The organism is Corynebacterium sp. ZY180755 (assembly GCF_054331495.1).
Genome location: NZ_CM135811.1, coordinates 1,243,811 through 1,260,536, shown reverse-complemented (window position 1 = coordinate 1,260,536; position 16,726 = coordinate 1,243,811). Strand labels below are relative to the sequence as shown.

General features: G+C 52.9%; 14 protein-coding genes. 2 read left to right on the top strand and 12 right to left on the bottom strand.

The window, feature by feature from the left end; translation table 11 throughout:
* The first annotated feature begins 376 nt into the window (after window positions 1-376).
* Complete coding sequence (locus ACXM2N_RS05835) at window positions 377-1,216, top strand: class I SAM-dependent methyltransferase (protein ID WP_458490909.1); 840 nt, start codon at window positions 377-379, stop codon at window positions 1,214-1,216.
* Here ACXM2N_RS05835 and ACXM2N_RS05830 read toward each other — a convergent pair.
* The 6 genes from ACXM2N_RS05830 to scpB form a co-directional block, all read right to left on the bottom strand.
* Window positions 1,213-3,015 (bottom strand): ABC transporter ATP-binding protein, encoded by a 1,803-nt coding sequence (locus ACXM2N_RS05830; protein ID WP_458490907.1) that lies wholly within the window; start codon window positions 3,013-3,015, stop codon window positions 1,213-1,215. The two genes, ACXM2N_RS05835 and ACXM2N_RS05830, sit on opposite strands and share 4 nt — an antisense overlap.
* 5 nt (window positions 3,016-3,020) lie before the next feature.
* Window positions 3,021-4,664: an ABC transporter transmembrane domain-containing protein gene (locus tag ACXM2N_RS05825; RefSeq protein WP_458490905.1), complete on the bottom strand. Its 1,644-nt coding sequence runs from the start codon at window positions 4,662-4,664 to the stop codon at window positions 3,021-3,023.
* A 182-nt stretch (window positions 4,665-4,846) separates the two neighbouring features.
* Entirely contained in the window at window positions 4,847-6,496 is a 1,650-nt protein-coding gene (gene der / locus ACXM2N_RS05820; RefSeq protein ID WP_458490903.1) for a ribosome biogenesis GTPase Der, read from the bottom strand.
* Between the two features lie 20 nt (window positions 6,497-6,516).
* A complete protein-coding gene (cmk, locus tag ACXM2N_RS05815; RefSeq protein WP_458490901.1) occupies window positions 6,517-7,224 on the bottom strand; it encodes a (d)CMP kinase in 708 nt (235 codons plus the stop codon).
* Window positions 7,225-7,239: 15 nt separating this feature from the next.
* Window positions 7,240-8,211 (bottom strand): pseudouridine synthase, encoded by a 972-nt coding sequence (locus tag ACXM2N_RS05810; RefSeq protein ID WP_458490899.1) that lies wholly within the window; start codon window positions 8,209-8,211, stop codon window positions 7,240-7,242.
* 142 nt (window positions 8,212-8,353) lie between these two features.
* Window positions 8,354-8,920, bottom strand: a complete 567-nt coding sequence (gene scpB / locus ACXM2N_RS05805; RefSeq protein WP_458490897.1) for an SMC-Scp complex subunit ScpB — start codon at window positions 8,918-8,920, stop codon at window positions 8,354-8,356.
* Between the two features lie 554 nt (window positions 8,921-9,474).
* Here scpB and ACXM2N_RS05800 point away from each other — a divergent pair.
* On the top strand, window positions 9,475-10,293 hold the full coding sequence (locus ACXM2N_RS05800; RefSeq protein WP_458490895.1) for an alpha/beta hydrolase family esterase: 819 nt from the start codon (window positions 9,475-9,477) through the stop codon (window positions 10,291-10,293).
* A gap of 127 nt (window positions 10,294-10,420) precedes the next feature.
* Here the strand turns inward: ACXM2N_RS05800 and bioD are convergent, their stop codons facing one another.
* The 6 genes from bioD to ACXM2N_RS05770 all read right to left on the bottom strand — a co-directional run bounded on the left by bioD (window position 10,421) and on the right by ACXM2N_RS05770 (window position 16,618).
* Window positions 10,421-11,032, bottom strand: coding sequence for an ATP-dependent dethiobiotin synthetase BioD (bioD, locus tag ACXM2N_RS05795; protein WP_458490893.1), 612 nt, complete (start codon window positions 11,030-11,032; stop codon window positions 10,421-10,423).
* Between the two features lie 121 nt (window positions 11,033-11,153).
* A complete protein-coding gene (locus ACXM2N_RS05790; protein ID WP_458490891.1) occupies window positions 11,154-11,972 on the bottom strand; it encodes a segregation and condensation protein A in 819 nt (272 codons plus the stop codon).
* Between the two features lie 28 nt (window positions 11,973-12,000).
* Complete coding sequence (locus ACXM2N_RS05785; RefSeq protein WP_458490889.1) at window positions 12,001-12,882, bottom strand: ParA family protein; 882 nt, start codon at window positions 12,880-12,882, stop codon at window positions 12,001-12,003.
* Between the two features lie 368 nt (window positions 12,883-13,250).
* On the bottom strand, window positions 13,251-14,201 hold the full coding sequence (gene xerD / locus ACXM2N_RS05780; RefSeq protein WP_458490887.1) for a site-specific tyrosine recombinase XerD: 951 nt from the start codon (window positions 14,199-14,201) through the stop codon (window positions 13,251-13,253).
* Between the two features lie 26 nt (window positions 14,202-14,227).
* Window positions 14,228-14,884, bottom strand: a complete 657-nt coding sequence (locus ACXM2N_RS05775) for an NUDIX domain-containing protein (protein ID WP_458490885.1) — start codon at window positions 14,882-14,884, stop codon at window positions 14,228-14,230.
* Between the two features lie 75 nt (window positions 14,885-14,959).
* Window positions 14,960-16,618: a CTP synthase gene (locus ACXM2N_RS05770; protein ID WP_458490883.1), complete on the bottom strand. Its 1,659-nt coding sequence runs from the start codon at window positions 16,616-16,618 to the stop codon at window positions 14,960-14,962.
* Between the last annotated feature and the right edge of the window lie 108 nt (window positions 16,619-16,726).

Genomic DNA, 16,726 nt, shown 5'->3' with positions numbered 1-16,726 from the left:
CAGTAGCCATGAACCAAATATGTCGGCGTACGAAAGGGCCTGAAGCGAATCAGCTGCGTACTGTTTAAAAAGCCGAAGACGCTCGAGCGATTTCGGCGCGCACAAACTCATGTGTGCAGTGGGCGTTGAAGAACGCCTATCGTAAGACGTCTGATTTCTTCACGCTCTTGACAGTTTATAACACTGGGCCTGCCGGGCACTGCCAAACGGAATTTTTTCTTCATAGTTTCACAAACTTTATGCTGCTTCGGGTGGGTAAGCGCTGGGAGCTAAAAATCCTTTTATTAACTCCTACATATTTTGCAGATCTGCAGCACGAGCAAAAGGTGGGTAATTCCTGCGCTTCGCGCCCCTAGTACTAGTCTTATCAACAGATATGAACGCACACGATCACAACAAAACTGCTGAAGGCCCCTTACGCGAAGCATACTTGCCCACCGATCCTCCTCCACCACCTGTCAGCGGTAGAAATCAACCGAAATTCTCCGGCGCAGATCACCGCAAACGTTCCGCCAGCGCATTTGAGAAAGGGGCACGCGAGTATGACGAGATACGGCCTGGTTACCCACGAGCAGTGTTAGACCTCGTAGATCTAAACGCAGGGCTCATCGCTGACGTTGGCTGCGGAACCGGTAAGCTCACTGAGGCCATGGTAGGCCCATCAAGGCAAGTCGTAGGCATTGACCCCAGTATGGACATGCTTAACGTTCTGAGCTCGCGGCTTGGTGTTCCGGCGTGGTGCGCAACTGCCGAGGCCACAGGCCTACGGTCACATTCGTGCGAGTTAGTTACCTGCGCTCAAACATGGCACTGGGTGGACCCCGCCGAAGCATGCGCGGAGTTTGACCGGATTACTACCGCTACGGGGCACGTTCTGTTGGTGTGGAATACACTCAATGTAGCCATCCCCTGGGTGCATCGGTTATCCCGCATCATGCATTCAGGCGACACCCTAAAGGAAGGGTTTATCCCTGAAGTTCACGCACCATGGACTATTGAGAAGACTCTTCGTTTGACGTGGAATCAAACACTCCAAGCGCGCCAACTACACGACCTCACCCATACCCGGTCCTACTGGCTTCGATCTAACGAACGGACCCGAGACAAGGTCACAGCCAACTTAAATTGGTATCTTTACGAACACTTAGGCTATCAGCCTAGCCAGGAGGTGCAATTGCCGTACCGCGCAGATGCTTTCCTGCTCAGCAAGGTTTAGGACCGGCCTCTCTGCCAAGCCTCCCACAAGGTAGCGTACCTTCCACCGATTGCTACCAATTCATCGTGGGTTCCCTGTTCCACAACCCTGCCGTGCTCCATCACCAGAATTACGTCTGCACGACTAGCCTGGTCGAGGCGGTGCGCAACAACTACAGAGGTGCGTCCCTTTTGCACTTCCAAAGCGGCTTCTTCCAGGGCACTAGCACCAGCGGAACCAGCTTCAGCGGTTGCTTCGTCCATAACGATCACCTTGGGATCGAGTAGCAGCACTCGGGCCAAGGCTAGTTGCTGGGCCTCCAGTGGTTCAATAGCGGTGCCCTGCGCACCCACGACAGTATCCAAACCGTCCGCCAACGTTTCAAACCAATCCATTGCGTTGACACGACGAAGAGCATCAATGAGTTCCTCATCAGTAGCATCAGGCTGCGCCAGCGTGAGATCTTCACGCAGCGTACCGGAGAACACATGAACCTCTTGGCTCACTAGTGCTATACGAGATCTGCGTTCTGCATCAGACAACGCCGCAACTGGGATCCCATCGATGAGTACCTCGCCTTTGCTAGGGACACGCAGGCCCGCTAGCAAAGCCGCGACAGTGGATTTGCCCGCGCCAGAAGCACCCACAAGGGCTGCAGACTGCCCCGGCTCGAGATGGAGGTTAACGCTGTCAACCGCCCAGCCATCACCGTATCCAAAACTAACGTCGCGTAAATCGACCTCACCTTTCGCCATTGGTGCACCAGCGTCTGGGACAGCCATTGGAGGGTTGAGCGTCACCCCCACAATGCGTGCAAGAGATGCATAACCCGACTGGATCGTATCCAACACACGCATCAGGTGCATGAGTGGTCCGCGGACACGAATCATCATTAAGGCAGCACCGGTTACGGCGCCCACGGTGACGGACCCGTTCTGGACAAGAAAGAAACCGATCACGATGGCCCCAGTGACCATGAGGAACTCACACAGTAAGGTCACTTGATTCAATCGAATCATGGTCATGCGCGCACTAACGCCATGTGCCACAACGTCCCATGAGCTTTCGAAAATGCGCCGATGCATCTTGTTTTCCATCTGGTAAGCACGAACTGAATTACGTCCGCGGATGGCTTCCAGAAAGCGGCGGGCACGCTCGCCCATTGCTGCTCGTTCGGCAGCGTATCTAGGTGGCGCAACACGTAGGTACCACTTGGTAGCTACGTAATAGACCGGAGCAATAACCAGCGGAATAATAATGAACTGCCAATCGATCGTCAGCAGCGCAATAACTGTCGCAATGATGGTAAACAACGCCCCCGTGAGCATCGGTAGCGTTTCCGTTACCGCAGACGAAACCATTGATACATCATCCGTTGACCGAGACACAAGATCACCGGTGCCGGCATCCTCAACCTGATGGGTTGGTAAACCGAGAGCCGTTACCACCATGGATTCGCGAAGATTAGCTATCACTCGTTCCACAATCTTGGAAACTAAAAAGAAACCGAGAGCGTTAAAAATCGCCGAGAGGATGGCTACCACTGCCATGATGGAGCACAGTTTCCAAAGCTGGGTCTGCGCCCCAGAGCCGGAATCGCGCACTACGTCAACAATGCGTCCCAACAACTGTGGGACCAGCACGTTTAGCCACGCTCCAACACTCAAAATGACGACCGCAAGTAGGAACAACCAGCCGGCGTTGTTAACGGCCTTGATTTGAGCCTTGAGCTCAGTCCAAACTTGCCTACCAGAAGCCAGTGGGAATCGGAGCTCTTGGTGTGTATTTACCGTAGTCTCTACAGAACTAGCTGCACTCATGACCTCTACTCCCCTTCGCTCTCTGTTACGGAATCGAACTCAGCTCTCGCCCTGGACGCAGCGCCGTCAAACAAGGACTCAAGACGATCATCATGGATGCTCATGGTTGTGCTGGCTGCCGCACGCCAGCTTGGTGCGTCGGTGAACACGAGTGTTTTCTTCCCCGCCCGCCGAGCATTCACACGCTCCACAATCTGGGACTCGGTAACCGAGTCGACTGCCGTAGTGGGTTCGTCAAAAACAATGAGTTCAGCGTCGAAAGCTATAGCGCGAGCCAAGGCCACGCGCTGGCGTTGGCCACCTGACAGGTGGGAGCCTTCCTCGCCTACTTCCCGATCAATACCACCGGGGATATCCAACGCCGATGCTGCATAGAGGGCATCCTCTGCCCGCTTGCGGTCCGGATACACGTTATCTACGACGCTACCCTCAAACAACTCGGCCGCATGAGGAGCTACAGTGACCAAGTGCATTGGCAGAGACTCGAACTGCCGTAGAACGCGATGCTTGATGTCCTTGTCCGAACAATGCACCACCGTGAGCCCCTGTGGCAACCGAGCCAAGACTGTACGAGCAAAATCTACAGATTCTTGCTCCACACGAGACGGTGGGGCGTTCAGTACCTCAGTTACCCGTATCGCACTCGCACTGGCCGAGGCCCACACTGATGCGATGTTGCGTCCAAACATGGTCATTGGGGTGATGATGAACTGAGTCAGACCAACCAAGGTAATCACTTCACCTAGCGTTACACGACCATTGACTGCTAAAAAGCCAGCGGCAATACCAATGAAAATCGTGAATAGAGAACCCACAGCTTCCGTGATACCGTTCAAACGCGCTTGCGCGGAATTCGCCTGAACCACTTTCTCATATGCGTTGTCGCTCACCAACTTATAACGGCGCTGAACGGTCGAGATAGCTCCCAGGCCCTTAAGGATTCGAAGACCGTCAACCACGTCTGTTGCAGTGGCGGCGGTCTGCGCCAAAGCTCGCTGACGCTTGCCGCTACGCTCCTGCAGGGGACGAGAGGAATAAATAGCAATTACGGTGATTAACGGCCCAGCGGCAATCATCGCAAGTCCGAGCCATGGATTAATCAGAAACATCATCACAGACACATACGTAATAGAGGCAATCTCGGCCACCGGCATGATAGTCATGATTACTGCGTGAGATACCTTTTGGGTGTCTGAGCTGGCAATAGACAACAAGCCACCAGCAGTACGACGCTTTCCACCAAGGCCCTTGGGATCCTGAATGCGGTCAGTGACAGCCATACGGAGATCATGGCCTATCAGCATTTCAGAGCGTGCAGCATAAAAGCGCGCAAACCACTGTGTGCACCAGTTAAAAGCGAACACGGCAAAAAGAATGGCTACCCAAAACCAGAGCCTAGAAATATCATTTCCGCCGATTGCCTGATCAATGGCCTTACCTACCAAGACTGGAATAACGCCTTGACACAAGAAACCCAACGCCATGCATATCGAAGCGAACACGGACCACGGGCGCTGAGAAAATACCGTCTTAATCAGCCACCGCTTATCATCAGGCTGAGGAAGCTTTGATTTTTGCGCGCCCACACCAGGAAGAACTGAATAATCAAATTCCTCGCCGTAGGGTCGCTGCGTTACGGGTCTGCTCACTCTGATGTCACTTCCTCAATCAACTCTGGTAGTTAGTGGCCCTGCAGATAAGGCACAAACCGACGTTTAACTTTACGCCTTCAGCCTTTTTCCGTTCTGGTAGTCCACCAATGTGAAACTACTGAAAAAGGTTGCAGGTCATGAAAATAGCGCCTCCTACGAGGCGCTATTTTGAATATTCGTTACTTTCTACCGCGACGTTCACGCACTCGAACGGCGATTCGAACCGGAGTGCCTTCGAAGCCAAAGTTCTCACGGAACTTACGCTCCAGGTAACGGCGGTAACCATGCTCCAAGAAACCAGTGGTAAACAGCACAATTGTTGGAGGGCGGGTAGACGCCTGCGTTGCAAACAGTACGCGCGGAACGCGACCGCCCTTCATAGCTGGCGGATTGGCGGCGATTGTAGCGCGAAGCCAGTTGTTGAGCTGGCCAGTGGTTACGCGCTTATCCCAGTTAGCTAGTGCCTCCTCCATGTACGGTTCCAAGCGCTGCAAGGCGCGTCCCGTTTTCGCGGAGATGTTGATGCGCTTCACCCAAGGAATGTGTCGAAGCTGCTGATCGATTTCTCTGTCAAGTTCCCAACGACGTTCCTCATCCATGAGATCCCACTTGTTGAAGATCAGTACTAGGGCCTTGCCGGCCTCCAGAATCATGTTCAGAACACGCTGGTCTTGCTCGGACACTGGCTCCGAAGAGTCAATCATGAACAGAACAACCTCGGCGGCGTCAATAACACCGCGGGTACGCAGAGACGCGTAGTACTCGTGCCCGCTGGCGTTCTTAACTTTCTTGCGCAGACCCGCCGTATCGATGAACTTCCACAGCTTCTTCTCTAGCTGTACCAAGGAGTCCACTGGATCCACTGTGGTACCGGCAACGTTGTCTACTACGGAACGGTTCTCACCAGTGATTTTGTTCAACAGCGAAGACTTGCCCACGTTAGGTTTGCCCACCAGCGCTACTCGACGAGGTCCCTCTACGATGGATGGATGACGTGGCTCCTTAGGGAACAGGCGAAGGACTTCTTCAAGTACGTCCGCACCACCGCGGCCATGTTGAGCGGAAACTGGCCACGGATCTCCCAATCCGAGAGCGTAGAACTCGGCCATGTCTGCATAAAGGTTATCCGAGTCGAACTTGTTGGCAACGAGGATTACCGGAACTTCAGAGCGCTGGAGCTTGCGGGCCATGACCGAGTCAGTCTCTGTGATGCCGACCTTGGTGTCGACAACCATGATGATGACGTCTGCAGTCTCCATCGCTACCTCGGCCTGACGCGCGATAGCGGCGTGGATTCCCTTTACGTTGGGATCCCAACCGCCGGTATCTTGCACCCAGAAACGCTGTCCGCCCCAGTCCGCTAGGTAAGAAATACGGTCGCGAGTAACGCCTGGGAAATCCTCTACAACGGCTTCTCGACGGCCGATGAAGCGGTTGACGAGTGAGGACTTGCCCACATTTGGGCGACCGACGATGGCCACAGTGCAGAGGTTTTCTTCGAGGTGCCCTTGGCTATTGATACCGAAGGCACGCTCTAATTCCTCCCAGTCTTCGTCGGAGTAATCATCTCCGAAGTCTGGCTGCGCAAAGTCAGACTCATCAAAGACAGGCTCGAAGTCATCATCGAGTTCTTCCTCGCCGAAGTCATAATCAGCGAATTCGGACTCATCAAAATCACGGGCTCCATAGCCTTGTCCAGGCGCCAAAACCTCTTCCTCGACGAAAGCGCTCTCAGCATCGACTTCACCCTGAGAGGTGTTGTAGACGAAAACGGTTTCTTCCTCTTCGCCACCATCTTGTGGGTGGCCCTTAGTGTTTTCATTAGTCATGGGGTTCTCCTACAAGGTTGCTACTTGATGGCGGATTCTTCGATCAGGGTGTGGAGGGTCTCTATGACCTGTTCCAGCTCAAGTTCGGACGTGTCAACGATGATGGCGTCGTCGGCAGGACGAAGTGGCGCCACCTTGCGGGTGGAATCAGCGTGATCGCGGCGCATTACGTCAGCCAATACTTCCTCAAAGTTGGACTCGCGCCCAGCGGCTACGTCTTGATCATGTCGGCGCTGTGCTCGAACCTCCGCGGATGCCGTGAGGTAGATTTTCACTGGCGCATCAGTGAGCACGTTCGTGCCAATGTCACGACCATCAAGGATGCAGCGGTTCGCTTCCTTAGCCAACCGACGCTGGAGATCCACTAGGTTCGCGCGGACCTCAGGAATAGCTGACACCGCGGAGACATTCTTGGTTACTTCCGGGCCCCGGATCTGCCTCGAAACGTCCTCTCCTGCAAGCAAGACCTCGCGGGACTGTGGATCATCGTTGACCTGCAGTGGTAACGATGCAGTCGCCTCGATGACCTCCTGAGCATTAGATGGGTCGATTCCCTGACGAAGCACGTGAAGGGTTGCTACTCGGTACATGGCACCCGTGTCCAGGTACTTCGCGTTAAGTTGCTGAGCTACCGCACGGCATACTGTGGACTTACCTGCACCGGACGGACCGTCAACAGCAACGATCAAGCCGTTGTCAGCGCAGTTGTGGATTTCAGAATTAGTCATTGATATGCACCGTCTTTACATGCCTACAGCTTTGAACAAGCTCGTGAGCTCAGCTGAATTCAGTGCACGGAAAGCGCCAGGAGTCTGCTCGCCAAGCTGCACTGTGTGAAGCTTGGTGCGGACGAGGCGCTGAACCGGATAGCCGGCTGCTTTCAGCATGCGTCGAACAATGTGCTTGCGACCTTCATGCAGCTCAATACGAATCAAGGACTTGCCTTGGTGAGCGTCGACGACCTGAACAAAGTCTGCCTTAGCAGGGCCGTCATCCAATTCAATGCCGTTCTTCAGTAGCGCGATAGCTTTCTTATCCGGCTCGCCAAGAACGGTGGCAAGATAAGTCTTGGAAACCTCGTACTTAGGGTGCATGAGGCGGTTAGCTAGCTCGCCGTCATTGGTGAGAAGGATCAGACCTTCCGTATCTGCATCTAAGCGACCAACGTGGAAAAGGCGCTGTCCTGAAACGATTTTTTCACCAATGATGTCACCAATGCAGGCGCGGCCGAGCTCGTCACTCATGGTGGAGTGCATGCCCCGAGGCTTGTTCAGAACAAAGTACTGAAGATCCTCGTTCACGTTAACGCGAACACCGTCTACACGGATAACATCCGTGTTTGGATTCACACGAACGCCCTGCTCAATAACAATCTTGCCGTTTACTTCAACACGGCCGGCGTCAATCATGATCTCTGCATGACGACGCGATGCTACACCTGCTTGAGCTAGAACCTTTTGCAGTCGGATGCCCTCGCCAGAAGAGTTTCCGGCTTTAAGGTCACTACGACGAACATGCTGTTTGCGCGATGGTCGAGCATTGGAGACTAGGAACTCATCATTACGAGTCTTCTGTTGCCTCTGTGGCTTAGCTTGCTTCGCTTTACCTTTACGATTCTTCGCGACAGGTGCTTCCTGATTGAAACGCTTTCCCTGTCCACGGTGTGGGCGCTTGCCCTTGTCCGGTGTGCCATCTCGGCGAGCGGGTGAATTCACGATAATCCTTATCGATCGAAAATATTAGGTTATGAAATACCCAACCACTCTACCCCACAACTCATTCCCTTGCTAATGCAACCTGCCTAAACGCTTAAGATCACATGCTGCGAAAGCATGGACAAGGGTTTACAACGAAGATTTAAAACTCCTCATCAATAGAGTCAATATCCGGCAGCAGCGGTGCCAAATCAGGCAGGCGTTCAAGGGAATCAATTCCAAGCAACTCCAAGAAGAGCTCCGTAGTCTCATAATGGTGAGCTCCACGCTGTTCCCCTTCACCCATATCTACTTCTCTAATGAGCCCACGTAACTGCAGAGTACGCATAACGCCATCCACATTCACCCCACGCACTGCAGATACCTGCGCACGAGTAGCTGGCTGACGGTACGCGATGACGGCCAAGGTTTCTAACGCCGCACGAGAGAGTTTCGTTTGGGACCCACCAAGCAAGAACTTCTCCACTACCTGTGCGTTTTCACGGCGAGTATAGAGGCGCCAACCTTCTTCACTCTCACGCAGTTGGAAACCCATGCCACGGTCATCAAATTCGCGGGCAATATCCCTCAAGACCGTAACGACCGTAGAGACGTCAGCTTCGGTTGCTGCTGCGAGTTGGCTAGGGGTTACTGGAGTATCAACTACCAGCAGGATGGACTCAATACTAGACCGAATCCGTGAAACAAATCCTGCTGCTGTCACAGTCATCTCCTGCCATGATTTCGAAAGTGTGATGCACACTGCATCTATAAGATTTAAGGCTAACAAATTAGTATTACAGACGGCTGACGCGCTCTTAATCAAACAGATTCCTCTAGGAGCGTCTAGCCCTCCAACGTCAGCCAACTTCCTATGATTACTACGGCGGTCTATTCCTGACTCCCACCCAATGTGCCTGAAGTTTTCGGTTCTAAGCTACGTTCTTCCCACCGAAATCATTCGCGCCCTTTATAGACAGACGTTTAATAAATTGGCCTAAAATATTGGACAAATTCCTTCCACCATTCAATTAACCAGCCTAAATACCCGATTGCCCGTTGCACCTTTTAGATCCCCATCCTCTTACAATTAGCTCCAAGGTATGCGGAAGTTAGCCCGTTATTGTTGTATCATTTATCGGGTGAAGATTAAAAAACAACTCTTGGCCTTAGTCGCCAGCCTAACTATGGCCACGGGCCTAAACCCTCCTTTGGCCACTGCGCAAAGTAGCCCCCCCCCTATCGTCACTTTCGTCATATGGTTCTAGCTTCTTACCAGAGGAATTGACCAACGGCACCTCATCAATAAACACCGCGTCAATATACAACTCATCAATAAACAACTCCAGCACCCTTATCATCGGTTTCATTAAGGGTCGTTCCTATATTGCAGACATTCCTTCAGGATATGACTCCACCAAGAAATACCCTGTGATCATAGGCATGGGTGGTTGGCAAGACGCTAATGTTGTTTTTCGTGGCTATTCAGGCCTGAAAGCAGAAGTAGGACAAGAAGCAATCATCTTATACCCTCAGGCAGCTGTCAGTGATTTTCGTTTCGCTTGGGGCGGTGCACCTTATTCGCGTACCACTGTTCACAGCGATGCTAGCTTCATCAGAGCAGCCCTGAACGATCTCGCATCCCGTTACAGCGTTAACAGGGACAAGGTGTTCGCAGTTGGCCATTCCAACGGCGGTGGTATGGCCATCGCGCTTGCCTGCCACGCGCCTGATTTGGTAGCCGGAGTAGCAGGAGTGGCAGGTGCCTACTACAACCCAACTACTAATAATTGTTCCCAGACTCCAGTCCCAGCATTAATCATGCATGCTCCCAATGATGATGTGGTGGGATACAACGGAGGGACACGACACGGAGCACCGTTCCGTTCCATTGATGCAGTCGTGCGCCAATTCCAAATGAAGAATAACTGCTCTGTGAGTGGAATCAGCGGAACTGGCACGGTTGGTAGTGGCACTACCACTTACACCTCCGCTGGGTGTAGCGCTCCAACCAAGCACATTCGGGTGGAAAATGGTGGTCACAATTGGTTCCCGGGATTGGCCCAACGCGAAGTATGGAGCTTCTTCAAATCCATCATTTAAGGGTTAAGAGTCAAAAGGGGATGCGGAAAATCCTCCAGGATTTCGTCCGCATCCCCTTTTTGACCCTTACCCTCATTTAATGGCCAAACAGCGGGCACCTACTAATCCAAAAACTTAGCAGGTGCCTTTAGAGCTCTTCGGGTAAGTGAATTGTGGATAATTGATGCCTAAATTCATCGGCAAAGTCCAAATTTCCTGCGCCTTCTTTAATACTGCCAATGAAAGGAACCCCTGTTGCACGGGATACTTGCATCAAAATGAGGCGGGTCTTCAAGTCAGCCCCTCGAGGAAGTTTTCCGCCCAGCACGCCAATTACATTGGCGCCGCAACTGCGAGCGAAGTTGACGGCCTCGACAGCGAGCGCGACTGCATCTTGGGTCATTCCGGAAACAACTACTAGTGGGGCGTCTAAACGAGCTGCTACGTGAGCGATTGTGTCCTCACCCAACAATGGAACATGCAATCCACCTGAGCCTTCGACCACCACGGTCTTTCCTTCAGCAGCCAATTCTTTCACTGCTTCAATAGGATCCGGCTCCTCGGATAAATCAATCCCAGGCACACCCGTGAGCTTCTCGATTGTCCCCATATCCTTGATCGGCCGGCGTGGTTCGAGGCGAGCTACCTTCACTACAACTACATCTCGCCCCCTCGAGCGAAGCAGATTAGAGATAGCGGCAGCGGCAGTAGTCTTACCAACATCAGTGGCAATACCTGCGATCACAATTACCCCAGCCACCCTAACTCCTCATGTTGTGAGCGTAAGCTTTCTCATCCTCCTTAAGTTGTACCAAACCGCTGCGGGAAAAACAGTGCGTTCGCTAGAGGAAACCAAAACAGTGGAAAACTAAAAGCGGCTTTTAAGACCAATTGCTTGCAGCTACGACGGCAGGATCAACGTCGAGTCCTGTCCATGCGACTTTTAGTTCACCTAGGGACTCTTCTTGTTCCACGCCAATTGCCTTTGCTTTATACAATTCAAGCAATGCAAGGAATCTTCCTACCACCTGCATGGAAATGCTGCAGTCGCGTGTCAAAGCAGCGAACGTCAACCATGAATCTTTACCGGCAATACGCAACGTGTCCAAAATCTTGCCTGCTTGCTCAGGCACGGAGACAGCAACTTGATGAATATGGCTGGTGGCCACTGTCTCTGGCGGTTTAGGGCGAAAAACCCCAGCTGCCAGCTCAGCGAAGCTTGCTGGGGTATGCCCCAAAACTACTGGAGGCAACAGTTCAGCAAATTGTTGTTCCATACCTACAATGCGCGGATACCTACGTTGCGCCTGTGCTTGCCACTGAGCAAACAAATCGGCAACTTGGCTGTATGCCTTGTATTGGAGCAGCCGAGCAAAGAGAAGATCTCGAGTTTCTAAAAGCTCCAGATCATCCAGGGAATCAACCTCACCCCGTGGCACCAAGCTTGCCGCTTTGAGGTCAAGTAGCGTCGCCGCGACTACCAAGAACTCGGTGATCTCATCCAACTCAGCAAACTCACCGAGCTCGCGGGTATACGCAACAAATTCGTCAGTTACTTGGGCAAGAGCAACATCCGTTACTTCCAGTTTCTTGGATGAGATGAGCTGGAGAAGGAGGTCGAATGGCCCCTCAAAGTTTTTGAGTACGATTCGGAAGCCGGTAATCTCCGGCTGGTTGTCTGAAACTTGGTTGTTCGCCACTACTGGTTATCTCACAGCTAGACAGCCACTAGTAGGATTCCTCGTTCGTACGCTGAATGACTTCACGCGCCAGTTGACGGTATTGCGCGGCTCCAGGCGAGCTAGGGGCCCACGTGATGATTGGCTCACCAGCAACGGAAGTTTCAGGGAAGCGAACGGTGCGAGTGATGACGGTTTCAAAAACTCGGTCCTCGAACACTTCAACCACACGAGACATGACTTCGCGCGCATGAGTAGTTCGGCGATCGAACATGGTAACCAAGATGCCCATGATCTCGAGGTTGAAGTTCAGGCGGTCACGAACCTTCTCCACCGTGTCAGTAAGGAGAGCAAGACCGCGAAGAGAGAAGTACTCGCATTCCATAGGAATAATAACGCCGTGAGAACATGCCAGAGCATTGACAGTAAGCAGACCCAAGGATGGCTGACAGTCAATGATGATGAAATCGTAATCTCGCATCACCGGGCGCAGAGCACGGGCTAGGGTTTGCTCACGTCCAACTTCGTTGACCAACTGAATTTCAGCGGCAGAAAGATCAATGTTTGCTGGAACCAAGTCCAGCCCGCTAACGGTGGTCTTGTGAATGGCATTATGAATGGAGGCCTCATTGTCCACCATCAGGTTGTAAACGGTGGTATCTAGATCCTCATGGGGGATACCAAGTCCAGCCGACAGTGCACCCTGAGGGTCAAGGTCGACTAGCAAGACCCTTCGCCCAGCCTCAGCTAGGCATGCACCAAGGTTGATGGTAGAGGTGGTCTTTCCTACTCCACCCTTCTGGTTGCACATCGAGATGATTGTGGCGGGCCCATGCTTAGTCAACGGCTCAGGATCAGGGAACACACGAAGTGGTCGACCCGTTAGGCCCACCTCATTGTCGGGGGCATCGAACAGTCCCGCGTCACTCATGTCCATTCCTCTCACTTGACTTTGAAATTTCTCGCCCGCCTGCCCGTCACATTAACGCCAGCGAGAACATAGATACTTACACCAGTGTAGTTCCTACTACCCCCTAGCCTACAACCTAGGGGCGCAAAACGTATACCCGAGGTAAGATATCAGCTCTTTTTGTCTAGCTTACACACTAGACATTGAGCACTCATCACTGAAAACACGAACAGGAGCGCAGTACTTAGAGCCTCGCGCGGACGTAGAACTAGGCCCACTACAAGACCAATCTCTGTATACGCTTGAAACTAGTTACCGTACTGCGCACCTAGGCGGCTAAAACAGGCAGGATCGCCGATCGACCGCGCGAGCGATGGTGCCCACCAAGCCTAAGCACGCGGGTGGCTGGTGGCCCACACCTGCCGGAGGTTATCTGCGGTTACATGGGTGTAAATCTGCGTAGTTTTTACTGAAGCGTGCCCCAGTAGCTCTTGCACTACTCGCACGTCCGCGCCGCCTTCGAGCAGATGCGTTGCGTAGCTGTGGCGCAAGGTGTGTGGGGAGATGTCCTTCTCAATCCCTGCGCGCTCAGCAGCTTGCTTAATTATTTTCCATGCGCTTTGACGCGACAGCGCTCCGCCACGATTGTTCAGAAACAACGCCGCAGATTTACCTTTGGCAAATGCGGGGCGGGCACGTACTACGTATGACTTGATGGCAGCGATTGCTTTCGTTCCCACCGGAACTAAGCGTTGCTTATTGCCTTTGCCTGTAAGCCTCAACATCGCGAGATCATCATTATGAGAGGAATTAATGATGTCGTAAAGGTCATCCACCATGAGGTCCAGGACCTCGGTTATTCGAGCGCCCGTACCATACAACACCTCCAGCAGCGCTTTCTCCCGCAAGTCCATGACAGATGCACTGTCACCATCCGGTATAGATTCAAGTAATCGATCTACCTCACCCACACTTAAAGTATCTGGCAGGTGCTGAGCCGTCGCGGGCGGAGAAACCTCTGAGGCGGCATCGATTTCCAACAGTCCTTCACGCACGGCGAACTTGTGAAGCCCGCGAGCTACCACCAGCGCCCGCCCGCTTGACGACGCCGCCAAGGGCGCCCGGCCGGTGTCACCATCTCCGGTACGGAGGTAGGCCACGTAGTTCTCTAGGTCCGTTGCACGGACCTTTTCAAGATCATCGATGCCCGCGGCATCGAGATAATTCAGGTAGCGATCAAGGTCACGGCGATAGTTGCTTAATGTATTGGGGGAAACACCACGCTCCACGCTCAGGTGCGTTAGCCACGTACGCGCTACAACTTTAGGATCAACGCTCATGTCTTTAGACTTCGAGGAAAGTACAGTTACTGGTTGTTGGGGATTCTCTTCATGTCTCCGGTGAATCCCTCATTAATGCGACGTTTCGCTAGCGCCTGTGGACGGAGATCAAAAGAAGCATCTACGCCTCGAGCACTACCACCGTGGTTGATTACTTGGTTCGCAGCCAAAATTCCAGAAATTGCAATTGAGTTAACGATTTCTCCTCGCAGGATCATCTCTACTGCTTGATCCAAATCCACCCATTGCATGGTCATGTCTGCTTCTTCGTCTTGAGCGTCAGGGCGGGCTGTTTCGGTTAAATCCTGGGCTAGGAATACTCGCACGGCCTCGTCCGCGAAACCGGGGCTGGTAACCAAGTCAGCAATAACGGACCACGTGGCTGCCTCCAGACCTGCTTCTTCAACAAGTTCACGCTTAGCGCATTCAAGTTCGTCCTCGTGCGCTACATCCAGCAACCCAGCTGGAAGCTCGACCAATCGCCTCCCAACACTGTGGCGATACTGGGTCACGAGGGCTATACGCTTGCCGTCGAAAGCAACCACTGCAATAGCACCGAAGTGCTCCACCACTTCCCTAGCTGCCTCTCTTCCGCCTGGCATGGTCACGCAATCCCTGCGCACTGCGATAATAGGTGCGTCTAGGAGAAGTTCAGATGAGGAAGTGGTGAATTCGAAAGCCATGCATCTAACTGTACTCGTGAAAGCGTGGCTTTCCTGGTTCTAGGAAAGCCACGCTTCACCGTGCCAGTTCTTCACCTAGTTTTGTCGCTCCAACGCGGCCTTGATTAAACCATCGAACAATGGGTGCGGACGGGTTGGGCGAGACTTGTACTCAGGATGCGCTTGGGTAGCTACAAGGAATGGGTGAATGTCCTTGGGGTATTCAACAAATTCGACAAGCTTTCCGTCTGGTGAGGTGCCAGAGAAGACGAGGTCAGAGCCTTCCTCGATCTGGCCACGGTAAGCGTTGTTCACCTCGTAACGATGTCGATGACGCTCGGAAACCTCTGTCGCACCGTAGAGCTCAGCAACGAGAGAACCCTCAACCAAAGTTGCTGGATAAGCGCCCAACCGCATGGTTCCACCAAGATCTGCTTCACCAGTAACAGCAGCCTGCTGCTCTGCCATTGTCGCGATCACTGGAGCCGTGGTTTCTGGGTCAAACTCCGTGGAGGAAGCGTTCTCAATTCCAGCTTGGCGTGCCGCCTCCAAAACGGTGCACTGCAGGCCCAAGCAAAGGCCCAGCATTGGAATCTTGTTCTCGCGAGCATAAGTAATGGCACCAATTTTGCCCTCAATACCTCTGAAGCCAAAGCCACCTGGGACTACGATCGCATCTACATTACCCAGCGCTTCTTTTGCCCCCTCAGGTGTAGCACACTCATCAGAAGCAACCCACTCAATGTTTGCCTTAGCGTGGTGAGCGAATGCACCAGAACGGATAGCTTCCGCCACAGAAAGGTAGGCGTCCGGTAGGTCAATGTACTTACCAACGAGGGCAACCTTGACTTCCTTCTGTGGGTTGTGAACACGATCAAGCAGGTCGCCCCATACAGCCCAGTCCACGTCGCGGAATGGAAGCCCCAACTTCCGGATCACGAAAGTGTCTAGGTGCTCGTTGAACAGCACCTCTGGAATATTGTAGATGGAGGAAGAATCGGGACAAGAGATGACGCCTTCTTCCTCGATGTCGCACATCAACGCGATTTTGTTCTTGAGCGGCTGGGGAACGTCACGGTCACAACGCAGCACAACCGCATCGGGCATGATACCAATGGAGCGAAGCTCAGCAACGGAGTGCTGTGTGGGCTTAGTCTTCAGCTCACCAGATGGCCCCAGGTAAGGAACCAAAGAGCAGTGAATAAAGAAGATGTTCTCGCGACCGACCTCATGGCGAACCTGGCGAGCTGCCTCGAGGAAAGGCTGAGACTCGATGTCACCTACGGTGCCACCAATCTCGGAAATGACGATGTCAGGCTTGTTACCTTCTGCATCCGGTTCCCCCATTGCAAGAATACGAGACTTAATCTCATCCGTGATGTGTGGAATAACTTGAACCGTCTTGCCCAGGAACTCTCCGCGACGCTCCTTTGCAATAACAGTGGAATAGACCTTACCGGTGGTGACGTTCGCGTTCTGGGTAAGGTTTCGATCCAGAAAACGCTCATAGTGGCCTAGGTCCAGGTCCGTCTCGGCTCCATCATCGGTGACAAAGACCTCACCATGCTCAAATGGGTTCATGGTACCTGGATCCACGTTGAGGTAGGGATCAAGCTTCTGCATAGTCACTGATAGCCCACGCGAAATCAGAAGCTGCCCTAAACTTGCTGCCGTCAGGCCCTTACCTAGGGAGGACACGACGCCACCCGTTACGAAAATGTACTTGGTCTCACGCTCACTAGTGCGATGTGGCATGGGTATTCTCCTAGCGTCCTAAAAATTTTGCACCCGATAACGGTGCAAAATGCCTGCTGCGTGAAGCGTAAACGCGCGAATAAGCCCTAAAAAGCACAATCCGCAGGT